Source organism: Pseudomonas sp. (genome assembly GCF_028293835.1).
GTDB lineage: Bacteria > Pseudomonadota > Gammaproteobacteria > Pseudomonadales > Pseudomonadaceae > Aquipseudomonas.
The window spans coordinates 1-19,924 of record NZ_JAQGNX010000155.1 but is presented as its reverse complement, the minus strand read 5'-3'; the positions used below and the strand labels follow the sequence as shown (position 1 = coordinate 19,924).

Sequence of the window (19,924 nt, the reverse complement as noted above, 5' to 3'; positions counted from 1 at the left end):
CCCGATCACCCAGGCGTTTCAGCGCGCCGTTGTTTTCCTGACGCAAATCCACACCGTTGACTTGAGCGAAACTGGCGATCATCGCCAACGGCGGCAGGGCGTAGTTGTGATAGGCAAGGGCGCGTTGCTGGCGCTTCAGTTCGTTGGGCAGGTAACCGTCGGCATCGACTTGATTGGCGCCGACCTTGTATTCCTTCACGGCCCAGTCAAACAGGTCGCGGCGGTTGGTGGCGACGGACGTTGCCATCACCGACCAGGCAGCCCAGTAGGAATGGTTGTTGGTTTTTTCCAGCGGCAGGTTGTCCCAGTCGCTGACCACCTGATCGGCCATTTTGCTGAACCAGGCTTCGATCAACTGCGACTCTTGCTGATGGTTCGCCAGCGGGTGCGAGTCAGAGAATTTCAGGCGGATGTACGAAGACGCCATGCTGCCCAGCGCCCATTTGCGCATGGACTTGCCGGTGTGGTTGAAGTCCTTGGACATCAACGCATCGGCCTTGGCCCAGGCGGTCAACCAGTTCAGGGTGCATTCGAGCTGTTCCGGGCGACCGTCACGCATGAACTGCATCACGCGCTTGCTGGTGCCGCGCTCGATCTTGGTGATGTCGGCGGTGGTGTCGCGAAAGGCTTTTTCCGACTGCACGTTCAGGGTCGAACGGGCCTTGTCTGAGCCTTCGTACTTGCTGCGAAATTGCAGCGAGCCGGTGTAGGGCGTCGGCATCGCGTCACAGCCTTCACTGCTGTCGCCGGTTTTGACTTTCTCGATCGGCGCGAAGTAACCCTGTGGCGGGCGCAGTGGCGCGGCGGCCTGGGTGGCGCCGGCAAACATCGCCAGCGTCAGCAACGATGGTGCAAGTAGATTTTTCAACGTTCGGTTTCGCATGGCAGACCTCATTGCCCGGCCTGAGCGGTACGTTGCTCAGCGCCTGGGAATACGTTGCGTTTGCAGATTTTCGCTTCGACTTTCTGTGGCGCGGCACCTGCTTCAGGGCCCTGGACTTCGACGGCCAGCAGATTCTGCGAGGCCCAGTCTTCGTCCGTGCGCAACTCGAAAGCGAAACGCCCGTCGGTGTCGGAGGTTTCCGGTTTTTCGATTTTGATGTCCTCGTGGCGACCGTTCATGTACCAGAGGGTGGCTTGCAGGGTTTTCACCGACGGATCGGCGAAACGGATGTCGACCTGGTGACTGCTGTTCTGCAGGTTCAGGTTTTTGCTGTTGACCATCAATTCGTTCTTGCCCGGTTTCAACGTAGTGCTGCCGGTCATCTGTGCATCCTTTCCTTCGCAACCGTTGTCCAGCAGCGCCATCATCTGGCGATAGATGGTTTCCTGGTCGAGGCGGTAGAGCGGCGAGAATTCCCAGATCAGAATCTTCGGCGGCTTGGTCTGGAACTCTTCGCTGCCCAGGTACTGCAGCATCGAACCTTCCAGGCCACCGCCGGGAAACGCCACGTTGAGGATGTCGGCGCCGATGGCCTCTTCGAGGAAACCGGCGAAGTTGTAGTTCTTGCCACTGTGGCTGGTACCGACCAGGGTGATCTCCGGGTTGCCGGAGTCGCTGAACAAGTCGCCGTCGGCGGCTTCGCCTTTGGGCTCGGTGGTGAATTGATCCATGTACTGGATGGCGTAGCTGGTGCCACAGAGTTGACCGGCCATGTTGTGTAATGTTCCGGTCTTGCCCATGCGACCCGACTTGTGGCTCTCGAATTCACGCTTGGGAATGTCGGCAAACGCCGGCAGTTGCTTGATTTTCTCGCCGACGATTTTCGCCGTGCGCTGGGCGCCATACGGCGTCCAGTGCTGGTCGCCGCGGAAGTAGAAATCGTGGGCGGGCAGGGTGTCGGGCAGCGACTCATTGGTCAGCGGCGACAGGTCCGGCACCACGTAGCCCATGGCGGCGAAACGCCCGAGCATGGTCTTGTAATTCTTCAGCGCCTTGTCGAAATCGAACTTGGCCTTGTCTTCCGGGTTGAGCTTGTTGCGGTTCACCAGGCCACGGGTCGGCTGATAAACCACAACGAGTTCCACGCCTTTGCTCTTGAACGCATCGTGCAGTTCTTTCATGCGTTTGTAGCCGGCCGGGGTGGTGTCGAATTCGGTACGCAGGTCTTCCTGGGTACGGAACAACCAGTCGCCCTGCGCCTGCACCAGCGTGGTGAAGTTCTGCTGATAACGCGTGGTGTAATTCTTCGCGTCATGGGCTTCGGGGCACAGGTTGCAGCACGGTTCGGCGCTGAATGTCGGTGCCTGGACTTCATCTGCCCGAACGCCGCCGCTGGCCGCGAGAATGCCGGCGGTCAGGGCCGACAGGCTGAGTAATTTGATCAAGTGTGGGTGCATAAAATTATCCTCAGTCCTGCAATTCGGTCTGGCGTTCGACAGGGTCGATCAGCACGGCTTTCTGCTGGCGCACCATCAGGTCAAGAATTTCGTCCTGACGCTCTCCGAGAATCCCGTTGAAGCTGATGCCACTGGATTTGGTCGGGGCGAGCATGGACACGCGATACAACTCGACGCTCAGCGGCGAGTCGATGGACAGCGGGCCGCTGCCGTTACCGGCCAGTTCGCCGCCGACGATGATCAGGGACACCTGGGCATCGAACGGGTCGAGCTTGATGTCGCGGTCGGTGTCGCTCAGGTCTTTGATGTGGCCGTACACACCGGTCAGGCCGTTGGCCATGGCCAGGTTTTCGTAAAGGCGGATGTTCACGCTGTTACGAATACGGATGCCGTGGCGACGGTTGCTGATCACCTTGTTGCCGTAGATCAGGTTGTCGGCACTCTCGTAGAGGGTGATGCCGTCGGTGTGGTTCTTGTAGATCTCGTTGTAGGCGATGATGTTGTTCACGCTGTTACGGTCGATCACCAGTCCCGACAACTTGTTGTCGTAGCTGCGGTTGTTGAAGATGAAGCTGTCGTTGACCTCGCGGGAAATAATGATCCCGTGCTTCTTCTTGGTCCCGTAGACGGTGTTGTCAGCGATGATCAGGCCGTGCGACCGGTCATGCGGGTCGATGCCGTAGACGATGTTGTCTTTGTAAGTGTTGCCCTTGACCACGAAGTCGCGGGTTTCATAGCAGTAGAAGCCGTACCACATGTCCGAGAACTCGGAGCCGACGATCCAGCCCGTCGGTTCCGGGCGCTTGAGCACCTTGGCCATGTTCGGCGTGTACTGGGAAATACTCACGCCGTAGGACTTACTGTTGGCATAGCCGAAACTGGCGATCTTGCTGTTGGCGATGTAGGTTTCGGTGCCGCCCCACGACAGCATGAACGGACGGAATTCCTTCGGTGACTTGAACGCCGCCGGGCCGTTGGCTTTCTCGCTCCAGCCCGTGATTTTGGTGTCACGGACGAACAGCTGGCCGTCGTTGACCAGGAACGAACCGGCCTCTTGCGACAAGCGCAATTCCTGGGTCTGCTTGTCGATTTCGAGGATGCCGTGACGGCCGACCACGATCGGCAGTTTCGCCAGGAACACACCCGGCGAGGTTTCGCTGAAGTACTGCTTGGGTAATTTCTTCGCCAGGTCCTTGAGGTTCATGTAGCCGTCGTCGACGAAGATCGCCTGCGGAATGCCGTGCTGACGCACCACCCACTCGGCCATCTTGTTGTCGCCGCCGATGAAGTCCTTCAGCGCATCTTCCTGCATCATCCGGCGCACGCTGGTTTTACCCGGCTTGGTGCGGACGATTTTCTTGGCGATGGCTTCGGCGGTGTAGCCGGAGGTGTCCGGCAGTGTTGGCTTGGCCAGTTCCAGGGGCGCGGTCGGTGCGCTGCTGACGGTGTAGGTCTTGGCCTGTTGCAGTTCCTTGGCCACGGTGACCGGCTTGGCAGCCGGTTCCACGTTGGCGAAGGCGGCCGAGCTTGCCAGCAGCATTGCGCCGGCCAGCAAGGTAATCGAACCTCGCTTCGGATTATTCATGTCGGGCACTCCCTTCGCGGTTCGCATCAGAAGCGCCAGATCACGTCGATGAACGCGCGGTGCATGTACGAGTCGACTTCTTTGCCATAGGCATCGCCCGGCTTGAACACACCGCCGCGAAAGCGCACGAGGGCCGACGGCTCATCGATCGACTGGCTCAGGGCGGCAGGCAACAGGCCCTGCTTGAAGTACTTGGTGACCACCAGGTCCATTTCCTGACCGAGGTCTTTGTTGCCGTCTTCCAGCGGCAACGACGTGCTCGACAGAATCGCGCCGGTCGGGTCGGTGTCGTTCTCGACGGCGTTGATGCCATTGCTGCCGACCGGCTTGTTGCCGTCGACGCGCCAGAATTTGTGGTAGATCACACTGGCGTCGTATTCGTCGTTGAGCATCCACGAACCGAACAGCGTCGCGGTCTGCATGTTGTTCATTTCACCGCGGAACGCTTCGCCGAAACGGTGAACCCGCGAGCGAGTACCGGTGTAGTTCGAGCGGTTGCTTTCCAGGCCGTTCTGTTCGTAATCGGCGCTGGCGCGGGCATAGGCTGCGCCGACTTGCCATTGCGGATCGAGGCGCAGACGCACGCCGACATCGGTGGCCCAGCCGTTGAGGTCTTCGCCGGTCTTGGCTTCGGTCGGACGCGTGCCGTCGGCATTGAGCTGATTGACCGTGTCGGTATCGCCGCTCATGCCAGTGATGCTGCCCCAGTAATTCAGGGTGTTGGTGTTGCGATAGTTGTACGCGTCGCTGTCGGCGGTGAGGCCGAGCCAGCTGATATCACCGTTCTGTTTCTTGTCCAGCGAGTCGCCGGCCACGCCCGGTTCCGGGTAGTCGAGCTTGCCGTCATCATGGGTGTGATGACCGCGGATGCCGACCCAGTTGCCCGGCGTCCACTGGTACGCCGCATCGGCGTAGACGTGCAGGCGATCCTTGTCTTTCGGCGCCAGCTCTTTGAGGTCGGTGCGGTATTCGCTGAAGCGTTCGGCGACGCCGACGTTGGCGCGCAGCAGCGTGGTGTCGAAGGTCCAGTTGAGGGCTTCGATGTTGGTGTCGCGCCATTGGCCGTCGTCGTTGCGCAGGCGTTGGCGACCGAGCTTCAACTGCTCGCCCGGGTACGGCGTGAGGCCGCTGTAGCCGATCCAGAATTCGCGCATGCCCAGGTAGTTTTTCTTGGTCTTGCGATCACCGTTGTCGGTGGTCTGGGTGCCGTCGTTGTCGGACTGCTGCAAGGTGTCGGTTTCGATGATGTCGGTCGACGTCACGGCCTGACCCATGGCGTAGGCGCTCCACGCGCCGCTTTCGCCATAGATCCATGGACGCAGGTCGAGACCGACGCCGTTGACGTCGCCGCCACTGGCGGTGCCGAGGTCACGGTCGTCTTCGGACTGGCCGGTGACTTTCACTTCGAGGCCGAAATTCTTGGCGTCGGTCAATGCCGCCAGGGTCGGACACGACCACAGCAAGGCGCAGGTCAGGCCAATACCGGCCTTGACGAATGGATTCAACTTCATAGGGATTCCTCGCCGTCTTCTTCTTGCAGGGCATGCAGTTCCAGCGTGTTCTGGCTCAAGGCACCACGAGCGGCCTGTTCTTGTTTCAACAGGCGTTGGGCCTCGGCGAGCTGGGCAGGCGGCAGTTGGGCTTCGAGTGTTTGCGCAAGCTCGGTGGCTTGCGGCGTGTTCTGGGCCTTGGCCAATTGGCTGAAGACATAGGCGTTAAGCGGGTTGGGCTTGGTGCCCTTGCCTTGGGAAAACAGTTGGGCGATGGCGAAGTCGGCGCTGTTCTGGCCGTTGCGCGCAGCGGTCAGCAAATGATCCAGGGCTTTCTGCGAATAGACTTTGCCCAGGTAACCACGGCGGTAAATCTGGCCGAGGTAGTAATCGGCGGCGACTTCGCGGCCGACGGCTTTCTGGAAATGTTCTTCGGCGACTTTCGCGTCCGCCGGTACCCATTTGCCTTCGTAGTAGAGCTTGCCGAGCAACAGCTCAGCGCGCGGCTGGTCGGCGGCGCGGCCGTTGTCCAGGTACTTCATCATCGTGTCGACGTCGCCGAGTTCCGGGAAGTCGTACAGCAATTGCGCGAGGCTGACCCACGAAGCGGGATAGCCGGGCGCGATGTCTTCGAGCAGCGACTGCGCGGTTTTCTCGTCGGTCTTGCCGAGCGTTGCATCACCGAGGACGCGAGCGACACTGTCCACACGCTGAGCGGAAACGGTGCCGCGCGAGTGCGCCGCTTGCATCTGCTTGATCAGCTCGGCCTGTTGCTCAGGCTTGGCCTGTTTCTGGTAAACCGTGGCCAGCTCGACGTAGCAGATGTCGGTGGTGTTCAACGCGGCTTTGCAGATGGTTGCCACTTCGTCCAGGTGCTGGTCGTAAGTGCCTTGGGTGCGATAGAGCAGCACTTGGGCGAGGCCCGCTTCCGGCTTGCCTTCGGCGCGCCATTGGCTGATCTGCTGTTGCGCGTTGACGTTGGGGAAACTGTGCGGGTATTGCAGGTACAGCATGGCCAGCGGGATCAGCGTATTGCCTTCGCCATTGGCCGAGGCTTTTTTCAGCAGGCCTTCGGCTTCGTGCTGTTCGGCTTCGGTGGAGCCGGGCTTGGCCACCAGCAAACGACCCAGGCGCGCCTGGGCCCGCGGCGAGACATCGGCCGCGGCGCGATACGTCGCCTCGGCCTGTTTGATCTGTGCCGGGTCACGGCTGTCGACCTGGATATCGGCGAGGCCCACTTGCGCTTCGCTGTAACCCAGATCGGCCAGTGCCTTATAGTTCTGCTGCGCCAGCGCGGTGTCGCCGCGCTTGAGGGCTTCATTGGCCAGACGCTGGTCGGGCAGGCCGGCGCAACCGCTGAGGCTGACTGCCAACGCCAGTGCGCAGAACGCAAAACCTTTGTAGGAGTGAGCCTGCTCGCGATGCAGATGACTCGGTACATCAGACAGACCGCGCTGATCCCATCGCGAGCAGGCTCGCTCCCACAGGGATTGCGGTGTTCTGAGGATAGATGGAATCGTCACGGGCATGTCCTCGCTTAAAGACCGGAAGCCATGGCTTTGTCGATCAGCCAGTTCAGGTTCGGGCCACGGTCGCTGTTCACTTCAACCGGGCGACCGGCGAACTTGCTGTCCAGCGGTTCGTCAGGCTGGATCAGCACGCGGATGTCGGAGGACAGGTCGGCGCTTTTCAGGCTGGTGCTGCTGACGATTTTGCCGGTGCGGGATTTGTCTTCGCCGGCAATCTGGAAGCGCACCGGGCTGCCTGGCAGCACGTCGCCGAACTGGCGATAGGAGAAGCGCGCTTCAACGTTGGCTTCGCTGTTGCGCGGCACCAACGTGAAAATCACGTCGCCCTTGCTGGCGTACTGACCATCGGCGACCAGTTGCTGCGCCACGGTGCAATCGCACGGCGAGGTCAGGGTGCCGGTCATTTGTTTGCCGAACAGTTCTTCAACCTTGGCCGGTTGCAGTTGATCTTCGTCCAGATGCCCTTTGAGCACGTCGAGCATGCTGGTGCTGAAGGTGGCGAGCGGGGCGCCTTTGGCGGCAACGCCGTCAGCCTTGATCAGGCTCTGCACGGTGCCGTCACGCGGCATGGTGATGTTCATCCCCGGCACGCTGACCAGGCCAGCCTGGGCGTGGCTGACGAAGTACATGCCGTACACCGATTTGAAAATGAAACCGAACGCCGCGAGGCCGACCAGGAAGATCGCCAGGCTGAACGTCACGGCGCGCAGGCGACCGAACGGGGTCATGCCGTGCCCGCCGTCCTTGACCTTGCGCGCCTTGGTGAAGTTGTCGCGCTGCAGGGTCGCCAGCACTTCACCCATGCTGACGATGTCGCCGGCCAGGTGCGAAGTGATGAGGTGGCGCAGGGTCGAGATGTCTTGCGGTTCCAGGTTCTGGAACTGGCAGCCGACACGACCGGTCTGGCGGTCGAACGAGCGCACTTGCAGTTCCACGTCCATGGCCAGGCCGAGGTTATCGATGACGAACTGCAGGCGAGCCTTGTGCGAGTCGCCGATCTTCAGCGGCAGCTGACCGGCGTTGAACGCCAGGCCGCCTGCGGAGAGGTCGAGTACCCGGGCTTCAACCGGGGTCCGGTCGGGACCGAAGAAACGCAGCTTGGCCGGGATTTTCACTCGGGCGTGTTGGCGCTGGGCTTCAGATTCATGCACTACGTTAGCGTTGACGGCGGTATTCATAGGGGCGATTTCCTTGTTAATTCAATAGGGGCGGGTCAGACCATCATCAGCAGCACGGCGACAAAAATGCTGCCGGCGGAGAAGGTCATGGTCCGAGACGACCAGGTGTTGAACCAACGTTGAAAGCTGGCGAGATCACGGGTCAGAGAAGTGGGCTGGCGAGTCCAGGACTGTTGGTCGAGGCGGAAGAACACGTAGATCTTCACCAGCGCGCCAACGATCTGGTTGTAATAGAGGATCGCCGGGTAGGCCGGGCCGATCTTGTGACCGGAGCAGGACAGCAGCAGGGTCAGAATCAGGCGGGTGATGCCGATCCACAGCAGGTAAGCGAGGATGAACGCGGTGCCGTATTTGAAGCTGGCGATGATCGCGACGGTCAGGCCGAGCAGCGAGGTCCACATCGATACGCGTTGGTCGAACAGTACAACCGAGGTGAACAGACCGAGACGTTTCATCCCCAGGCCCAAGGCGCGGGAGTTCTGGCGCAGGTTGTTGCCGTACCAGCGGAACATCAGCTTGCGGCTGGCCTTGATGAAGCTCTTTTCCGGTGGATGCTCCACGGTGTTGATCGCGGCGTCGGGTACGTAGAAGGTGTCGTAGCCCAGGCGCATCAAGCTGAACCAGCTCGACTTGTCGTCGCCGGTCAGGAACTTGAAACGACCCAGGCGCCAGTGTTGCAGCGAGTCGCTTTCCACGTCGGCAATGAATTCCGGATTGGTCACTACAGTCGCGCGGAACACCGACATCCGACCGGTCATGGTCAGCACGCGCTTGGACAGGGCCATCGAGCACATGTTGATGTGACGCTGGGCGAAACGCAGTTTGTGCCATTCGCTCATGATGTAGCCGCCGCGCACTTCGCAGAACTCGTTGGTGGTCAAGCCGCCGACGTTGCCGAACAGTTGGAACCACGGCACGGTTTTGCGCACGACGCCAGGGCTGAGGACGGTGTCGCCATCGATCACCGCAACCACGGCGCGTGCGTCTGGCAAGTGCCTGGAAATGGCCCGGAAGCCGAAAGCCAAACCGTCGCGTTTGCCGGTGCCAGCGATACGCACGAAATCCAGTTTTACCCGCGCTGGCGGATTGAGCCTGGCCCACATGCTCTTGACCAATAGCTCATCAGACATCTCAACCAGCGAGCACACCACTGTGGTGGGGTAGCCGCAATCGATGGCTTCCTGAATCACCGAGCTGTACACCTGCGCCGTGGTCAGGGCGTCAATGCGAAAGCTGGTGACCATCAGGAACACGTGGGACGGATCACCTGCGGCGCCTAATTTACGAACCTTGCGGCGCAAGTGCGGATAGACCACGTACAAAAACAGCATGCCGCGCACAAAATGCGTGGCACCCATGGAGTAGCGCCATATGCCGATAAAGCCGATCAAAAAGAGAAAGTCCTTCGACTGCGGGTCGAAGATACTTGTGGGCAACGCCATGGCGATGCTCATCAATAAACTGAGGTAGAACAGCCAACCGGCGGCCTGAAGAAGACCGTGCTTTAGCCTGTGCATAATCTGCTTCCGTATCGGGATTGGTATGAGCGAACCGGGGTTCTGTAGAAGCCAACGTGTTGGCGAAGCAATCTAAAGCTCGCCAACACGTTGGCTCCTACAGGTTTCCGCTACCAGCAGATGCCTTCGGTGCGGCCACTTTCACTGGTGGCGTTGGACATGAAACCCACCAGGTCGATGACCTGCTTACCGGCCGGGGCTTTGTTGGCCAGGGCGCGGAACTTCTCATCGCGGTTGCCCAGGATGATCACGTCGGAATTGTTGATCACGTCGTCAAAGTCCGAATTGAGCAAGGACGAGACGTGGGGGATCTTCGACTCGATGTAATCCTTGTTGGCACCGTGCATGCGCGCATATTCAACGTTGGTGTCGTAGATGCTCAGGTCGTACCCCTTGCCGATCAACATTTCCGCCAAATCCACCAGGGGTGATTCGCGCAGGTCATCAGTGCCGGCCTTGAAGCTGAGGCCGAGCAGGGCGACTTTGCGTTTGTCGTGGCTGGTAATGATGTCGAAGGCGTTTTGTACTTGCGAAACGTTGCTGCGCATCAGCGAGTTGAGCAGTGGTGCTTCAACGTCCAGCGAGCTGGCACGGTAGGTCAGGGCACGCACGTCTTTGGGCAGGCAAGAGCCACCAAAAGCGAAGCCAGGACGCATGTAGTACTGGGACAGGTTGAGGGTTTTATCCTGGCAGACCACTTCCATCACTTCGCGGCCATCGACACCGACCGCTTTAGCGATGTTGCCGATTTCGTTGGCGAACGTCACTTTGGTGGCGTGCCAGACGTTGCAGGTATACTTGATCATCTCGGCGACAGCGATGTCCTTGCGGATGATCGGTGCGTCGAGCTCTTCGTACAGCGCTTGCAGTACGTCCCCGGAGGCCTTATCGAACTCGCCGATGACGGTCATCGGTGGCAGGTCGTAATCCTTGATGGCGGTACTTTCACGCAGGAATTCGGGATTGACCGCTACGCCAAAGTCGACGCCAGCTTTCTTGCCGGAACAGTCTTCGAGGATGGGAATAACGACGTTGGCGACAGTACCGGGCAGCACTGTGCTGCGCACGACGATGGTATGGCGAGAGGTCTTGTCGCGCAGAACAAAGCCAATTTCCCGGCACACCGATTCGATGTAATCCAGCTCCAGATCGCCGTTCTTTTTGCTGGGAGTCCCCACGCAAATCATTGATAGATCAGTATCGCGGATAGCAGAGGCGAAGTCCGTAGTTCCTCTTAGTTTTCCGGTCTTAATCCCCTGCGCCAATAGCTCTTCCAACCCCGGTTCAACTATGGGCGATTTGCCATTGTTGATAAGATCAATCTTCGCGCTTGAAATATCCACACCGACTACATTGTGACCACGGGCAGACAGGCAGCCGGCACATACGGCGCCGACATAACCCAAACCAAAGATGCTGATACGCATCGACTTCTCCTTGTTTATTCACGCCAAAGTTGGCTGGTAAGTAGGTGTCCAGCAATAAACGGCCGCTCAGCAGTGAGCGACAATGGAGTCGCGCTGTTGAACGTCGGCATTTTTCAAAGGTGAGAGCCTGTTGACAGGCTTGCTCAAAAAAGCGTGAAACGGGCTACAACGGCCTGTACATAAGGCTCTGGCCCATTTAGAGAGGGCTTCTCCCGTTCGCTGAAGTGACGGGGAATGCGCGTTTCTCCTGATGCTACTTTCATCGACAACGATAGCGCTCTATGGGGATAACTTGCTTCTTTGATCGCCCCGCCGCTATGTAAGAGATTGCTTACGCCGCAGGCAGTAATTGTTACGGAAGGTAAGAGCCTATAATTTATATATTAGTTCCTGAACCGGTTTAGCTATTTCTTGCGGAGAGCTGCGTCGGGCTACCCTGGCAGGTACTTGCACCGTGATGGCATTTTTAGTTAAGCCCTTAGTTGGCGGGTAGTTAAGGGTAAGGGATGCTTATAGGCCACTACATGAATTGGGCATGAGAATGCAGGCAAAAAATCCGCAAATAATTTTAAAAGGCTTAGAGTCACCTTAAATGCTGTCTGTTTATTGGCGCCAAACTATTGGCATTTGCGGGGTGTAAACCCCTTGAGACAAGTAGCTAGCTATGCGTCTCCCGAAAGAGACGAGGGTGTTAAGTTGGCGTTACACCAAAGGCGTATCGCGCAGGAACACCAAGGTGTCAGGTGTCGACTGAGCCGCGTTATAACGATAACCATGGGCGTCGAATTGCTTCAGCGCCGCTGGACTGTTGATCTGCTCTTTGATCACAAAGCGGCTCATCATGCCCCGAGCTTTTTTGGCGTAGAAGCTGATGATTTTGTATTGGCCATTTTTCAGGTCGCGAAATTCGGTATTGATGATTCGCGCGTTCAGGGAGGAGCGTTTCACTGCCGAGAAGTACTCGTTGGATGCCAGATTGAGCAGTACATCATCGCCTTGATCGAGCAGCGCCTGGTTCAACCATTCGCTTATTTGCGTGCCCCAGAACGCGTACAGGTCTTTACCACGGGCGTTAGCCAGCCTGGTACCCATTTCCAGGCGATAGGGCTGCATCAGGTCCAGCGGACGCAACAGGCCATACAGCCCCGAGAGCATGCGCAGGTGATCTTGCGCGTAGGTAAAGTCGGCTTCGGTAAAATTTTCGGCTTGCAGTCCGGTATAGACGTCGCCTTTAAATGCCAGTATTGCCTGCTTGGCGTTGTCCGGGGTGAAGTTCGGCGTCCAACTGCCGAAGCGAGCAGCATTAAGGCCAGAGAGTTTGTCCGACAGGTGCATCAGCTCGGCGATTTGCGCAGGGGCCAGTTCCCGCAACTGCTCGATGAGTTGCTGAGCGTGGTCCAGGTACTGCGGCTGGGTGAAGCGCTTCGTCACCGCAGGGGTTTCGAAGTCGAGGGTTTTGGCCGGGGAAATCACCATCAGCATAAATCGTCTCCTTTGATCGTGGGCGCGATTCTAGGGGCTGGGGGTGGAAATACCAAGGCGGCCGCCGATCCCTTCGGGAGCCAGGTTGTTGGCCAGGGGATGAGTCATGACATACCGCCTAAGCCCTTCGCCAACAAGTTGGCTCCTACAGCGGCTCTGTGGTTATAGTGCGCCGCGAGGTATTTCTGGGGATCTGATTGTGCGCATTGTTCTGTTGTTCTCGGCGTGTCTGTTCTGGCTTAACGCCCATGCGGCCGGTCCCGTGCCGCTTGCGACCATGGATCGCAGCGTATGGCCGGAGCAATTGACCACGCCGGCGTTGTTCGACGTCGCCTCGCGTGCCGAGATCCTGGCATTTGCCCATGCACTGGTGGTCAGTGAAGGCCAGGATGAGGCCGCCCTGAAAGTGCGCCTGGGCCTGAGAAAGATAAACATGGTCTCGCTGAACCTGATCCGCCAGCGGCTGTGGACTCGCTTGCTGGAGAATTATCAATTCGCCCAACAAAGCTGTGAACAAGACGCCTCGTTCTGCGTGCTGGTCGAAGATATGCAGATGCTGCGCGAGCAAGCCACCAAGTTTACCGTCGCCGACGACTCGTTCTATGCCGCCTGGAATCTACCCAGCCAGGGCTTTCATGAGCGCTACCTGACCGAATTGCTGCATATGGCCGCGCTGTTTCCGCTGACCAGCAGCGAGATCGAGCGCTACAACTCAGATGAACTCACGGGTGATGAACTCGCCGATCGCACGTTTCTGCTGAGTTTCGACAGCGGCCCTACGGTAGCGGGCGGCACCACAGACTGGCTGACGGATTACTTGCGGCAGCGAAAACTCAACGCCACCTTCTTCGTGCTGGGTAAAAACCTGCAAACGCGTGAAACCGAAAGCTCTGCGGCCGAGGTGCAAGGGCTCTACAAACAACAATGCGTCGGCTCACAGGGCTGGCAGTACCGTTCCCACAGCCAATGGCTCGACTGGCAAAGCTCGGTGCAGCGCACTGCCGCTTTGCTGCAACAAGCGCTGCCGGACAATTACGTGGCGATGTTCCGTCCGCCCTATGGTCAGCGTCGGGCTGACAGCGCCGAGTTTTTCCGTGGGCAGGGACTGAAGGTGTCGTTGTGGAATATCGACTCTGAGGACTGGAGTCGAGACATCACCGCAGATCAGGCGGGTCAGCGAGTATTGAGCCTGATGCTGCTGTGGCGGCGCGGGGTAGTGGTTTTCCATGACATCCACAACAAAGTCGAAACGGCGTTGCCTTGGCTGCTGAACAACACGGCGCAAAGCGGACTTCAATGGCAGGATTGCCACGGATACCCTGAGAAGCCCGCAGAATAAGGCTGTCTATCCGTTTGGAGGTTTTGTCGGGGGTAAAATTATTCGTCAATTCGGGTAAGGCGGACTTCCGACTTTAACGGTGCCTGACCGCGCCGCCAAGGGCTATTCGTCACACCGAAAAATAAACTTCAAAAAAGTGTCAAATCGCTTTTTAGTGTCATGCCTTTGCGGTATTACCCTTAGTAGGTCGCCGAAACCTGCAACACAGGTGGCGTCATCCCAGACCCATCTTGAGCATTGCTTCTCTGCCTGAAGAGGAGTGTCGGCAGCCTTACCGTGGCGCAGCACTGAATGGTATTGCGTCGCCTGGCTTCTAAAAAAGGTGAGCGAGTATGGATGATCACGGACGCAGCCCTTCCTCTAACCAGCCAATTATGTACGTGCTCGATACCAACGTATTGATCCATGATCCAAACGCTTTACTGAACTTCCAGGAACACCACGTCACCATTCCCATGACAGTCCTTGAAGAGCTGGACAAGCTCAAAGCTGGCAAACACTCCGTCGCTGCCGAATGCCGTCAAGCCATTCGCCTGATCGACAAGACGTTGGGCGGCGCTACGCCGGAAGAGGTTGAGTTAGGCGTACCGATTGATCGCGGGACCGGCATTTGCAAAGGCTTTCTGTCCATTTTGATGAACAAGCGTAATGAGCCCAACAGCCTGTTACCTGAGCACCTGAACGACAACATCATCATTAATCAGTTGATCGACCTGCACACGCGTAACAAGGATTTGCGCCTGGTGCTGGTGACCAAAGACATCAACATGCGCCTCAAAGCGCGGGCGTGTGGGATCGCCTCGGAGGACTACAGCACCGATCAACTGGTCGACGACGTTTCCATGTTGTCGCGTGGCTATCACACCATGACCGGGTCCTTCTGGGACCGCGTCAGCAAAGTTGAAACCCGCCAGGATCATGGCCGTACGTGGCATCGGGTGCAGCTCACGGACAATCTGCCGGCTGTGCACATCAATGAATTCATCATTGATGAGCAAGGCTTCGTGGGTTGGATCAAAGGCATCAAGGCCGACGAGCTGCTGATTCTGGACATGCACCAGGAACCTCTGCTGCATCAGGAAGCCTGGGGCCTGAAACCCCGTGATATCTACCAGGGCCTGGCACTGTTTGCCTTGCTTGACCCGGACATTCATCTGGTTAACCTGTCGGGCGCTGCAGGCTCCGGTAAAACTATCCTTGCGCTGGCGGCTGCAATCGAACAGACCATGGTCAGCAAGCGTTATCGCCGCATTATCGCGACCCGCAGTGTGCAAGGGCTGGACCAGGAAATCGGGTTCCTGCCGGGCACCGAGGCCGAGAAGATGGAGCCTTGGTTGGGTGCCATTACCGATAACCTTGAAGCGCTGCACATGGATGACGAAAACACCCACGGCAGCGTGGACTACATCCTCAGTAAAGTGCCGCTGCAGTTCAAATCCCTCAATTACATTCGAGGCCGCAGTTTCCAGCAGAGCCTGATCTTGATCGATGAATGCCAGAACCTCACGCCGCACCAAATGAAAACCATCATCACCCGTGCCGGTGCCGGTTCGAAAGTAGTTTGCCTGGGCAACCTGGCGCAGATCGATACGCCTTACCTGTCGGCCACCAGTTCTGGCCTTACCTACCTGACGGAGCGTTTCAAAGATTTCCCGAACGGCGTGCACATCGCCCTGCAAGGCGTACCACGCTCTATCCTGGCTGAATATGCCGAGAGTCATTTGTAACGGAGTAGATATCCCCTGTAGGAGCCAACTTGTTGGCGAAGGCTTGAAGGGCTTGGCGGTGTGACCAACACACCGCCAGGCCAACAAGTTAGCTTCTACAGTTGGGTGTTGTTGAAGTGACGGTTTACACTCCCTGCTCCTGCTCAGGAGTAACGTTGTGCTGACTCATCTCGATTCCCAAGGTCGCGCCAATATGGTCGACGTCACTGATAAAGACGTGACGTTCCGTGAAGCGGTGGCCCAAGCATTTGTGCGCATGCGCCCTGAAACCCTGCAAATGATTGTCAGCGGAGGCCATCCCAAGGGGGATGTGTTCGCCGTGGCGCGCATTGCCGGCATTCAAGCGGCAAAAAAAACCTCTGATTTAATCCCGCTGTGCCATCCGCTGATGCTGACCGGCGTCAAGGTCGAGTTGAGCGCGGAAGGGGAAGACGCGGTGCGGATCGTCGCCCGCTGCAAACTGTCCGGGCAAACCGGCGTCGAAATGGAAGCGCTGACCGCTGCCAGCGTTGCTGCGCTGACGATCTATGACATGTGCAAAGCGGTGGACCGCGGCATGGTCATCGAAAGCGTGCGCCTGTTGGAAAAGCTGGGCGGCAAGAGTGGGCACTTTGTGGCTGACGAGGCGGGAATTCGATGAGCGTTCAGGTCCTTTATTTCGCTCGGTTCCGCGAGACCCTGGGCGTGGACAGCGAAGCGGTGGAGGGCGCTTATCTCACCATCCGCGCGCTGCGCGAGTTCCTGGTTCTGCGCGGGGGTGTGTGGCAGGTTTTGGCCGAACGAAACCTGATGTGCGCGCGTAACGAAGAACTGTGCCAGCTCGACGAGCCGCTGGAGCCAGGCGATGAAGTCGCCTTCTTTCCCCCTGTAACCGGAGGCTGACAATGGCGATTCGAGTGCAGACAGCAGCCTTCGACCCGGGCGCCGAAGTGAATGCCCTGCATGCAGCCAATGTGGGCGTCGGTGCGGTGGTGAGTTTTGTAGGCTATGTGCGAGATTTCAACGAAGGTCGGGAAGTGGCAGGGATGTTTCTTGAACACTATCCGGGCATGACTGAAAAGGCCTTGGCCAAGATTACTGGCGAAGCCGAGCAACGCTGGCCGTTGCTGAAGTTAGAAGTTCTGCACCGGATTGGTGCTTTAGCGCCGGGCGAGCCGATTGTGTTTGTCGGTGTCGCCAGCGCACATCGGCAAGCAGCGTTCGATGCCTGTGCGTTTGTCATGGACTACCTGAAAACCCGCGCGCCGTTCTGGAAGAAAGAAAACACCAGCGACGGACCGCGTTGGGTCGAAGGGCGAGACAGTGATCATGCGGCAGCGGGGCGCTGGGACCCTAAAGCCTGAAACTATTCTGTAGGAGCCAACGTGTTGGCGAAGGACTTGACGCGGTGTGTCTGACACACCGCCTCGCCAACACGTCGGGTCCTACAGGGGATCTGCGTACTACAGCGGCACAGCGCTTTTGCGCACAACCGGTTTCAGCAGTTCCATGGGTGGCGTTTCGCAGCTGATTTTGCGGCCCAGCAGCGCTTCGATGGAAGGCAACTGATACGAGTCATCTTCGCCGGCAAAACTGATCGACACACCGCTGGCGCCGGCGCGACCCGTGCGGCCGATGCGGTGTACGTAATCGTCCGGTACTTCGGGCAGGGTGAAGTTGATCACATGACTGATACCGTCGATGTGAATCCCGCGACCGGCCACATCCGTGGCAACCAACACCCGTATCTTGCCTTCGCGGAAGCCTTCCAGTGTCTTGATGCGCTTGTGCTGTGGCACATCGCCTGACAGCTGCGCAGCGTTCACGCCATCACGCACCAGGCGTTCTTCGATGCGCCGCACTTCGTCTTTGCGGTTAGCGAACACCATTACCCGTTCCCAGTTGTTCTCGGTCACCAGGTTATAGAGCAGCTTGTATTTGTCAGCGGCCGCAACGGCATAGATATGCTGCTCGACCATTTCGCTGGCCACGTTCAACGCTTCGATCTCAACGATGGAAGGGTCGGTGGTCCATTGCTTTGCCAGGTTCATCACGTCTTCGGTAAACGTCGCAGAGAACAGCAGCGTCTGGCGCTCGCCCTTGTGCGGCGTCTGGCGAATGATCTGCCGAACTTGCGGGATGAAACCCATGTCCAGCATGCGGTCGGCTTCATCCAGCACCATCACTTCGACCATGTCCAAGTGCACTTCGCCGCGCTGGTTGAAGTCCAGCAAACGACCCGGCGTCGCGACCAGAATGTCGCAATGACGCGCTTCCAGTTGCTTGAGTTGTTTATCGAAGTCCATGCCGCCTACAAACGTCATGACGTTAAGGCCGGTGTACTTGGTCAACAGCGCCGCGTCTTTGGCGATTTGCACCACCAGTTCACGGGTTGGCGCGATGATCAGCGCACGCGGTTCGCCCATGTACCGCTCTTTAGGCGGTGGGGTTTGCTGCAATTGAGTGATGATCGAAATCAGGAACGCGGCAGTTTTGCCGGTGCCGGTTTGTGCGCGACCGATGGCATCTTTTCCCGCCAGGGTGAAACCCAGCACTTCAGCCTGAATCGGCGTGCAGTACGGGAAGCCCAGGTCGTGAATGGCATGCATTAGTTCAGGCGACAAATCGAAATCGTGGAAGCGGGTTTTGCCTTCCTGTGGTTCAACTACAAAGTCTTCGAGTTTCCAGGTGCTGACCGGCGGTTTGGGCGCTCGTTCACGACGAGGGCGTTCTGGCTTGGGGTGCTCGACTTTTGCGGTGACGACTTCTGCGGTTTGACCCTGGACAGGCGTGCTGACAGGTGCCGAATGATGGGTATTGCGTTGCCGTGCATCGCGGTCGGTTGGGCCGACGGCAACAGGCGAAGAGGCGATAGGGCTGGGCGCGAGTTGCACAACCTCGCTTTTACCAAACATCTTTTTGAGTGCTTTGAGCACGGTCATCTCATCAATTTATTAAGGAATGTACGTCGGGCAGTGTAAAGCAAGAACCCCGCGCGGCGTAGTGCCATACCAAAAGCGCTACAGGACGTGTCAAGTCAGGGCTTCGCAGCGCTCTATTAGGTCGCGTCCTACGCTTGCAACAGGATGTTAACCAAGCTTTTGACCTAACCAGACCCCGATGTCGGAAATCTCCTGCGGTAACACTTCGTGCCCCATTGGGTATTCTTGCCATGTAACCGTTACGCCCAACGCCTTGAGGCAGTCATGCGCGGCGCGGCCCATGGCATTTTGGACCACCTCGTCACGGTTGCCATGCAAGCAATACACCGGAATCTGTTTTTGGCTAACTGAAAGGGTCAGTTCATCACTAAAAGTCGGCGCATAAGTGGAGAGGGCGAGTACGCCACCCAGCGGTCCCTGCCAGCGTAAAAACGCAGCGTGTAAAACCACCGCGCCACCTTGAGAAAAGCCTGCCAGAAAAATCCTTGCCGGGTCGATGCCGCTGTCGCGTTGCGCCTCGATCAGGTTCAGCACCATCAGAGCAGAAACCTCCATTTCCTCGCGATTAATGGCCCGGGCCGGGTTCATGGCGAGAATGTCATACCAGCTTGGCATGCTATAGCCACCATTGATGGTGACCGCGCGGTCAGGCGCCTGGGGCAAGATGAAGCGGGTGCTCAGCAACTTTTCCTGAAGCATTTCAGCAACCGGCATGAAGTCGTAGCGGTCGGCACCCAGTCCGTGCAGCCAGATTACGCATGCGTCTGCGGTGTTAATAGGCTCAAGAATCAAAGGCTCGCTCATTGCTGCTCCAATAGTGTGCATGCGCTGTTTTTCGGTGCGTCAGCACGGTGCGCATTAGAAATAAATAGTTAACAAGATGTCGCAAGACTACAAGTTTTGGGGTTGACCTGTCGCTAATTCGACATTGCCAGCATGCTGGTACGGGCTTTGCTACGAAACCACCTGAGTGAATACGTTTACCTTGGCGGTAACACTATCAGGCGGCTGATAGGCAGGGTGAGCAGTGAATCCATGCATCAGGATTCTGCGTACGGTTCGTTTTGTACCGGATTGGTCCAGCGGACATCATGGGGTTTCAGTCCATTTGACCGATTGACGAGCTATGGTTGTCGGGTGTCGGGTAGATCTCGCACGCGGACCTGGCTCTGGTCTTACGTCGCATGACCCAAAAATAAGCCAACACGGGTCAGTAATGCCTCACAAGGGTGCGACGGGACTGAAGCTCTACACAACAAAGAGCAAAACTTGGAGGTTTGTTGAATGAAGATGTTGAAATCTACCCTGGCGGTACTGACTGCCGCTGCAGTTCTCGGTGTAACGAGCTTCGCTCAGGCGGGCACTACCCTTGATGCGATTCAGAAGAAG

General features: G+C 58.0%; 16 protein-coding genes and 1 pseudogene. 6 read left to right on the top strand and 11 right to left on the bottom strand.

Translation table 11 applies throughout. The features are described 5' to 3' along the window. The 9 genes from JWR17_RS20965 to yaaA all read right to left on the bottom strand — a co-directional run. Positions 1–883: mannuronate-specific alginate lyase (locus JWR17_RS20965; protein ID WP_299834428.1), on the bottom strand; the 883-nt coding region annotated here is incomplete at its 3' end. 8 nt (positions 884–891) lie between these two features. After that, the gene (locus JWR17_RS20960; protein WP_299834406.1) at positions 892–2,340 is read right to left on the bottom strand and encodes an alginate O-acetyltransferase; all 1,449 of its coding nucleotides are present in this window, start codon (positions 2,338–2,340) and stop codon (positions 892–894) included. A gap of 10 nt (positions 2,341–2,350) precedes the next feature. Next, the gene (algG, locus tag JWR17_RS20955) at positions 2,351–3,925 is read right to left on the bottom strand and encodes a mannuronan 5-epimerase AlgG (RefSeq protein ID WP_299834403.1); all 1,575 of its coding nucleotides are present in this window, start codon (positions 3,923–3,925) and stop codon (positions 2,351–2,353) included. Between the two features lie 26 nt (positions 3,926–3,951). After that, positions 3,952–5,436, bottom strand: coding sequence for an alginate export family protein (locus JWR17_RS20950; RefSeq protein WP_299834401.1), 1,485 nt, complete (start codon positions 5,434–5,436; stop codon positions 3,952–3,954). After that, positions 5,433–6,938 carry an alginate biosynthesis TPR repeat lipoprotein AlgK gene (gene algK / locus JWR17_RS20945; RefSeq protein ID WP_299834399.1) on the bottom strand — a complete coding sequence of 502 codons (1,506 nt, stop codon included), beginning with the start codon at positions 6,936–6,938 and terminating at the stop codon, positions 5,433–5,435. Before algK ends, JWR17_RS20950 begins: the two co-directional genes overlap by 4 nt. Before the next feature lie 14 nt (positions 6,939–6,952). Continuing rightward, entirely contained in the window at positions 6,953–8,122 is a 1,170-nt protein-coding gene (locus JWR17_RS20940) for an alginate biosynthesis protein Alg44 (protein ID WP_299834398.1), read from the bottom strand. Between the two features lie 35 nt (positions 8,123–8,157). Then, positions 8,158–9,642 (bottom strand): mannuronan synthase, encoded by a 1,485-nt coding sequence (gene alg8, locus JWR17_RS20935; protein WP_299834430.1) that lies wholly within the window; start codon positions 9,640–9,642, stop codon positions 8,158–8,160. Positions 9,643–9,749: 107 nt separating this feature from the next. Next, on the bottom strand, positions 9,750–11,066 hold the full coding sequence (locus JWR17_RS20930; RefSeq protein ID WP_299834397.1) for a nucleotide sugar dehydrogenase: 1,317 nt from the start codon (positions 11,064–11,066) through the stop codon (positions 9,750–9,752). 702 nt (positions 11,067–11,768) lie between these two features. Next, entirely contained in the window at positions 11,769–12,548 is a 780-nt protein-coding gene (yaaA, locus tag JWR17_RS20925; protein WP_299834395.1) for a peroxide stress protein YaaA, read from the bottom strand. A gap of 199 nt (positions 12,549–12,747) precedes the next feature. On the opposite strand from yaaA, the gene JWR17_RS20920 reads away from it, so the two are divergent. From JWR17_RS20920 to moaE, 5 genes are all read left to right on the top strand, one after another. Further along, positions 12,748–13,887: a polysaccharide deacetylase family protein gene (locus JWR17_RS20920; protein WP_299834393.1), complete on the top strand. Its 1,140-nt coding sequence runs from the start codon at positions 12,748–12,750 to the stop codon at positions 13,885–13,887. Positions 13,888–14,219: 332 nt separating this feature from the next. After that, positions 14,220–15,614, top strand: coding sequence for a PhoH family protein (locus tag JWR17_RS20915; protein ID WP_299834392.1), 1,395 nt, complete (start codon positions 14,220–14,222; stop codon positions 15,612–15,614). 157 nt (positions 15,615–15,771) lie between these two features. Beyond that, a complete protein-coding gene (gene moaC, locus JWR17_RS20910) occupies positions 15,772–16,254 on the top strand; it encodes a cyclic pyranopterin monophosphate synthase MoaC (RefSeq protein ID WP_299834390.1) in 483 nt (160 codons plus the stop codon). Beyond that, positions 16,251–16,496, top strand: a complete 246-nt coding sequence (locus tag JWR17_RS20905) for a MoaD/ThiS family protein (protein WP_299834388.1) — start codon at positions 16,251–16,253, stop codon at positions 16,494–16,496. Before moaC ends, JWR17_RS20905 begins: the two co-directional genes overlap by 4 nt. A gap of 2 nt (positions 16,497–16,498) precedes the next feature. Then, positions 16,499–16,957: a molybdopterin synthase catalytic subunit MoaE gene (gene moaE, locus JWR17_RS20900; protein ID WP_299834386.1), complete on the top strand. Its 459-nt coding sequence runs from the start codon at positions 16,499–16,501 to the stop codon at positions 16,955–16,957. A gap of 99 nt (positions 16,958–17,056) precedes the next feature. Here moaE and rhlB read toward each other — a convergent pair whose 3' ends face one another. Both rhlB and JWR17_RS20890 read right to left on the bottom strand, forming a co-directional pair. After that, on the bottom strand, positions 17,057–18,535 hold the full coding sequence (rhlB, locus tag JWR17_RS20895) for an ATP-dependent RNA helicase RhlB (protein ID WP_299834385.1): 1,479 nt from the start codon (positions 18,533–18,535) through the stop codon (positions 17,057–17,059). A 147-nt stretch (positions 18,536–18,682) separates the two neighbouring features. Next, complete coding sequence (locus JWR17_RS20890) at positions 18,683–19,339, bottom strand: alpha/beta hydrolase (protein ID WP_299834383.1); 657 nt, start codon at positions 19,337–19,339, stop codon at positions 18,683–18,685. Between the two features lie 480 nt (positions 19,340–19,819). Between JWR17_RS20890 and JWR17_RS20885 the strand changes: the two are divergent. Next, a pseudogene (locus JWR17_RS20885) lies at positions 19,820–19,924 on the top strand (amino acid ABC transporter substrate-binding protein); the annotation flags it as partial.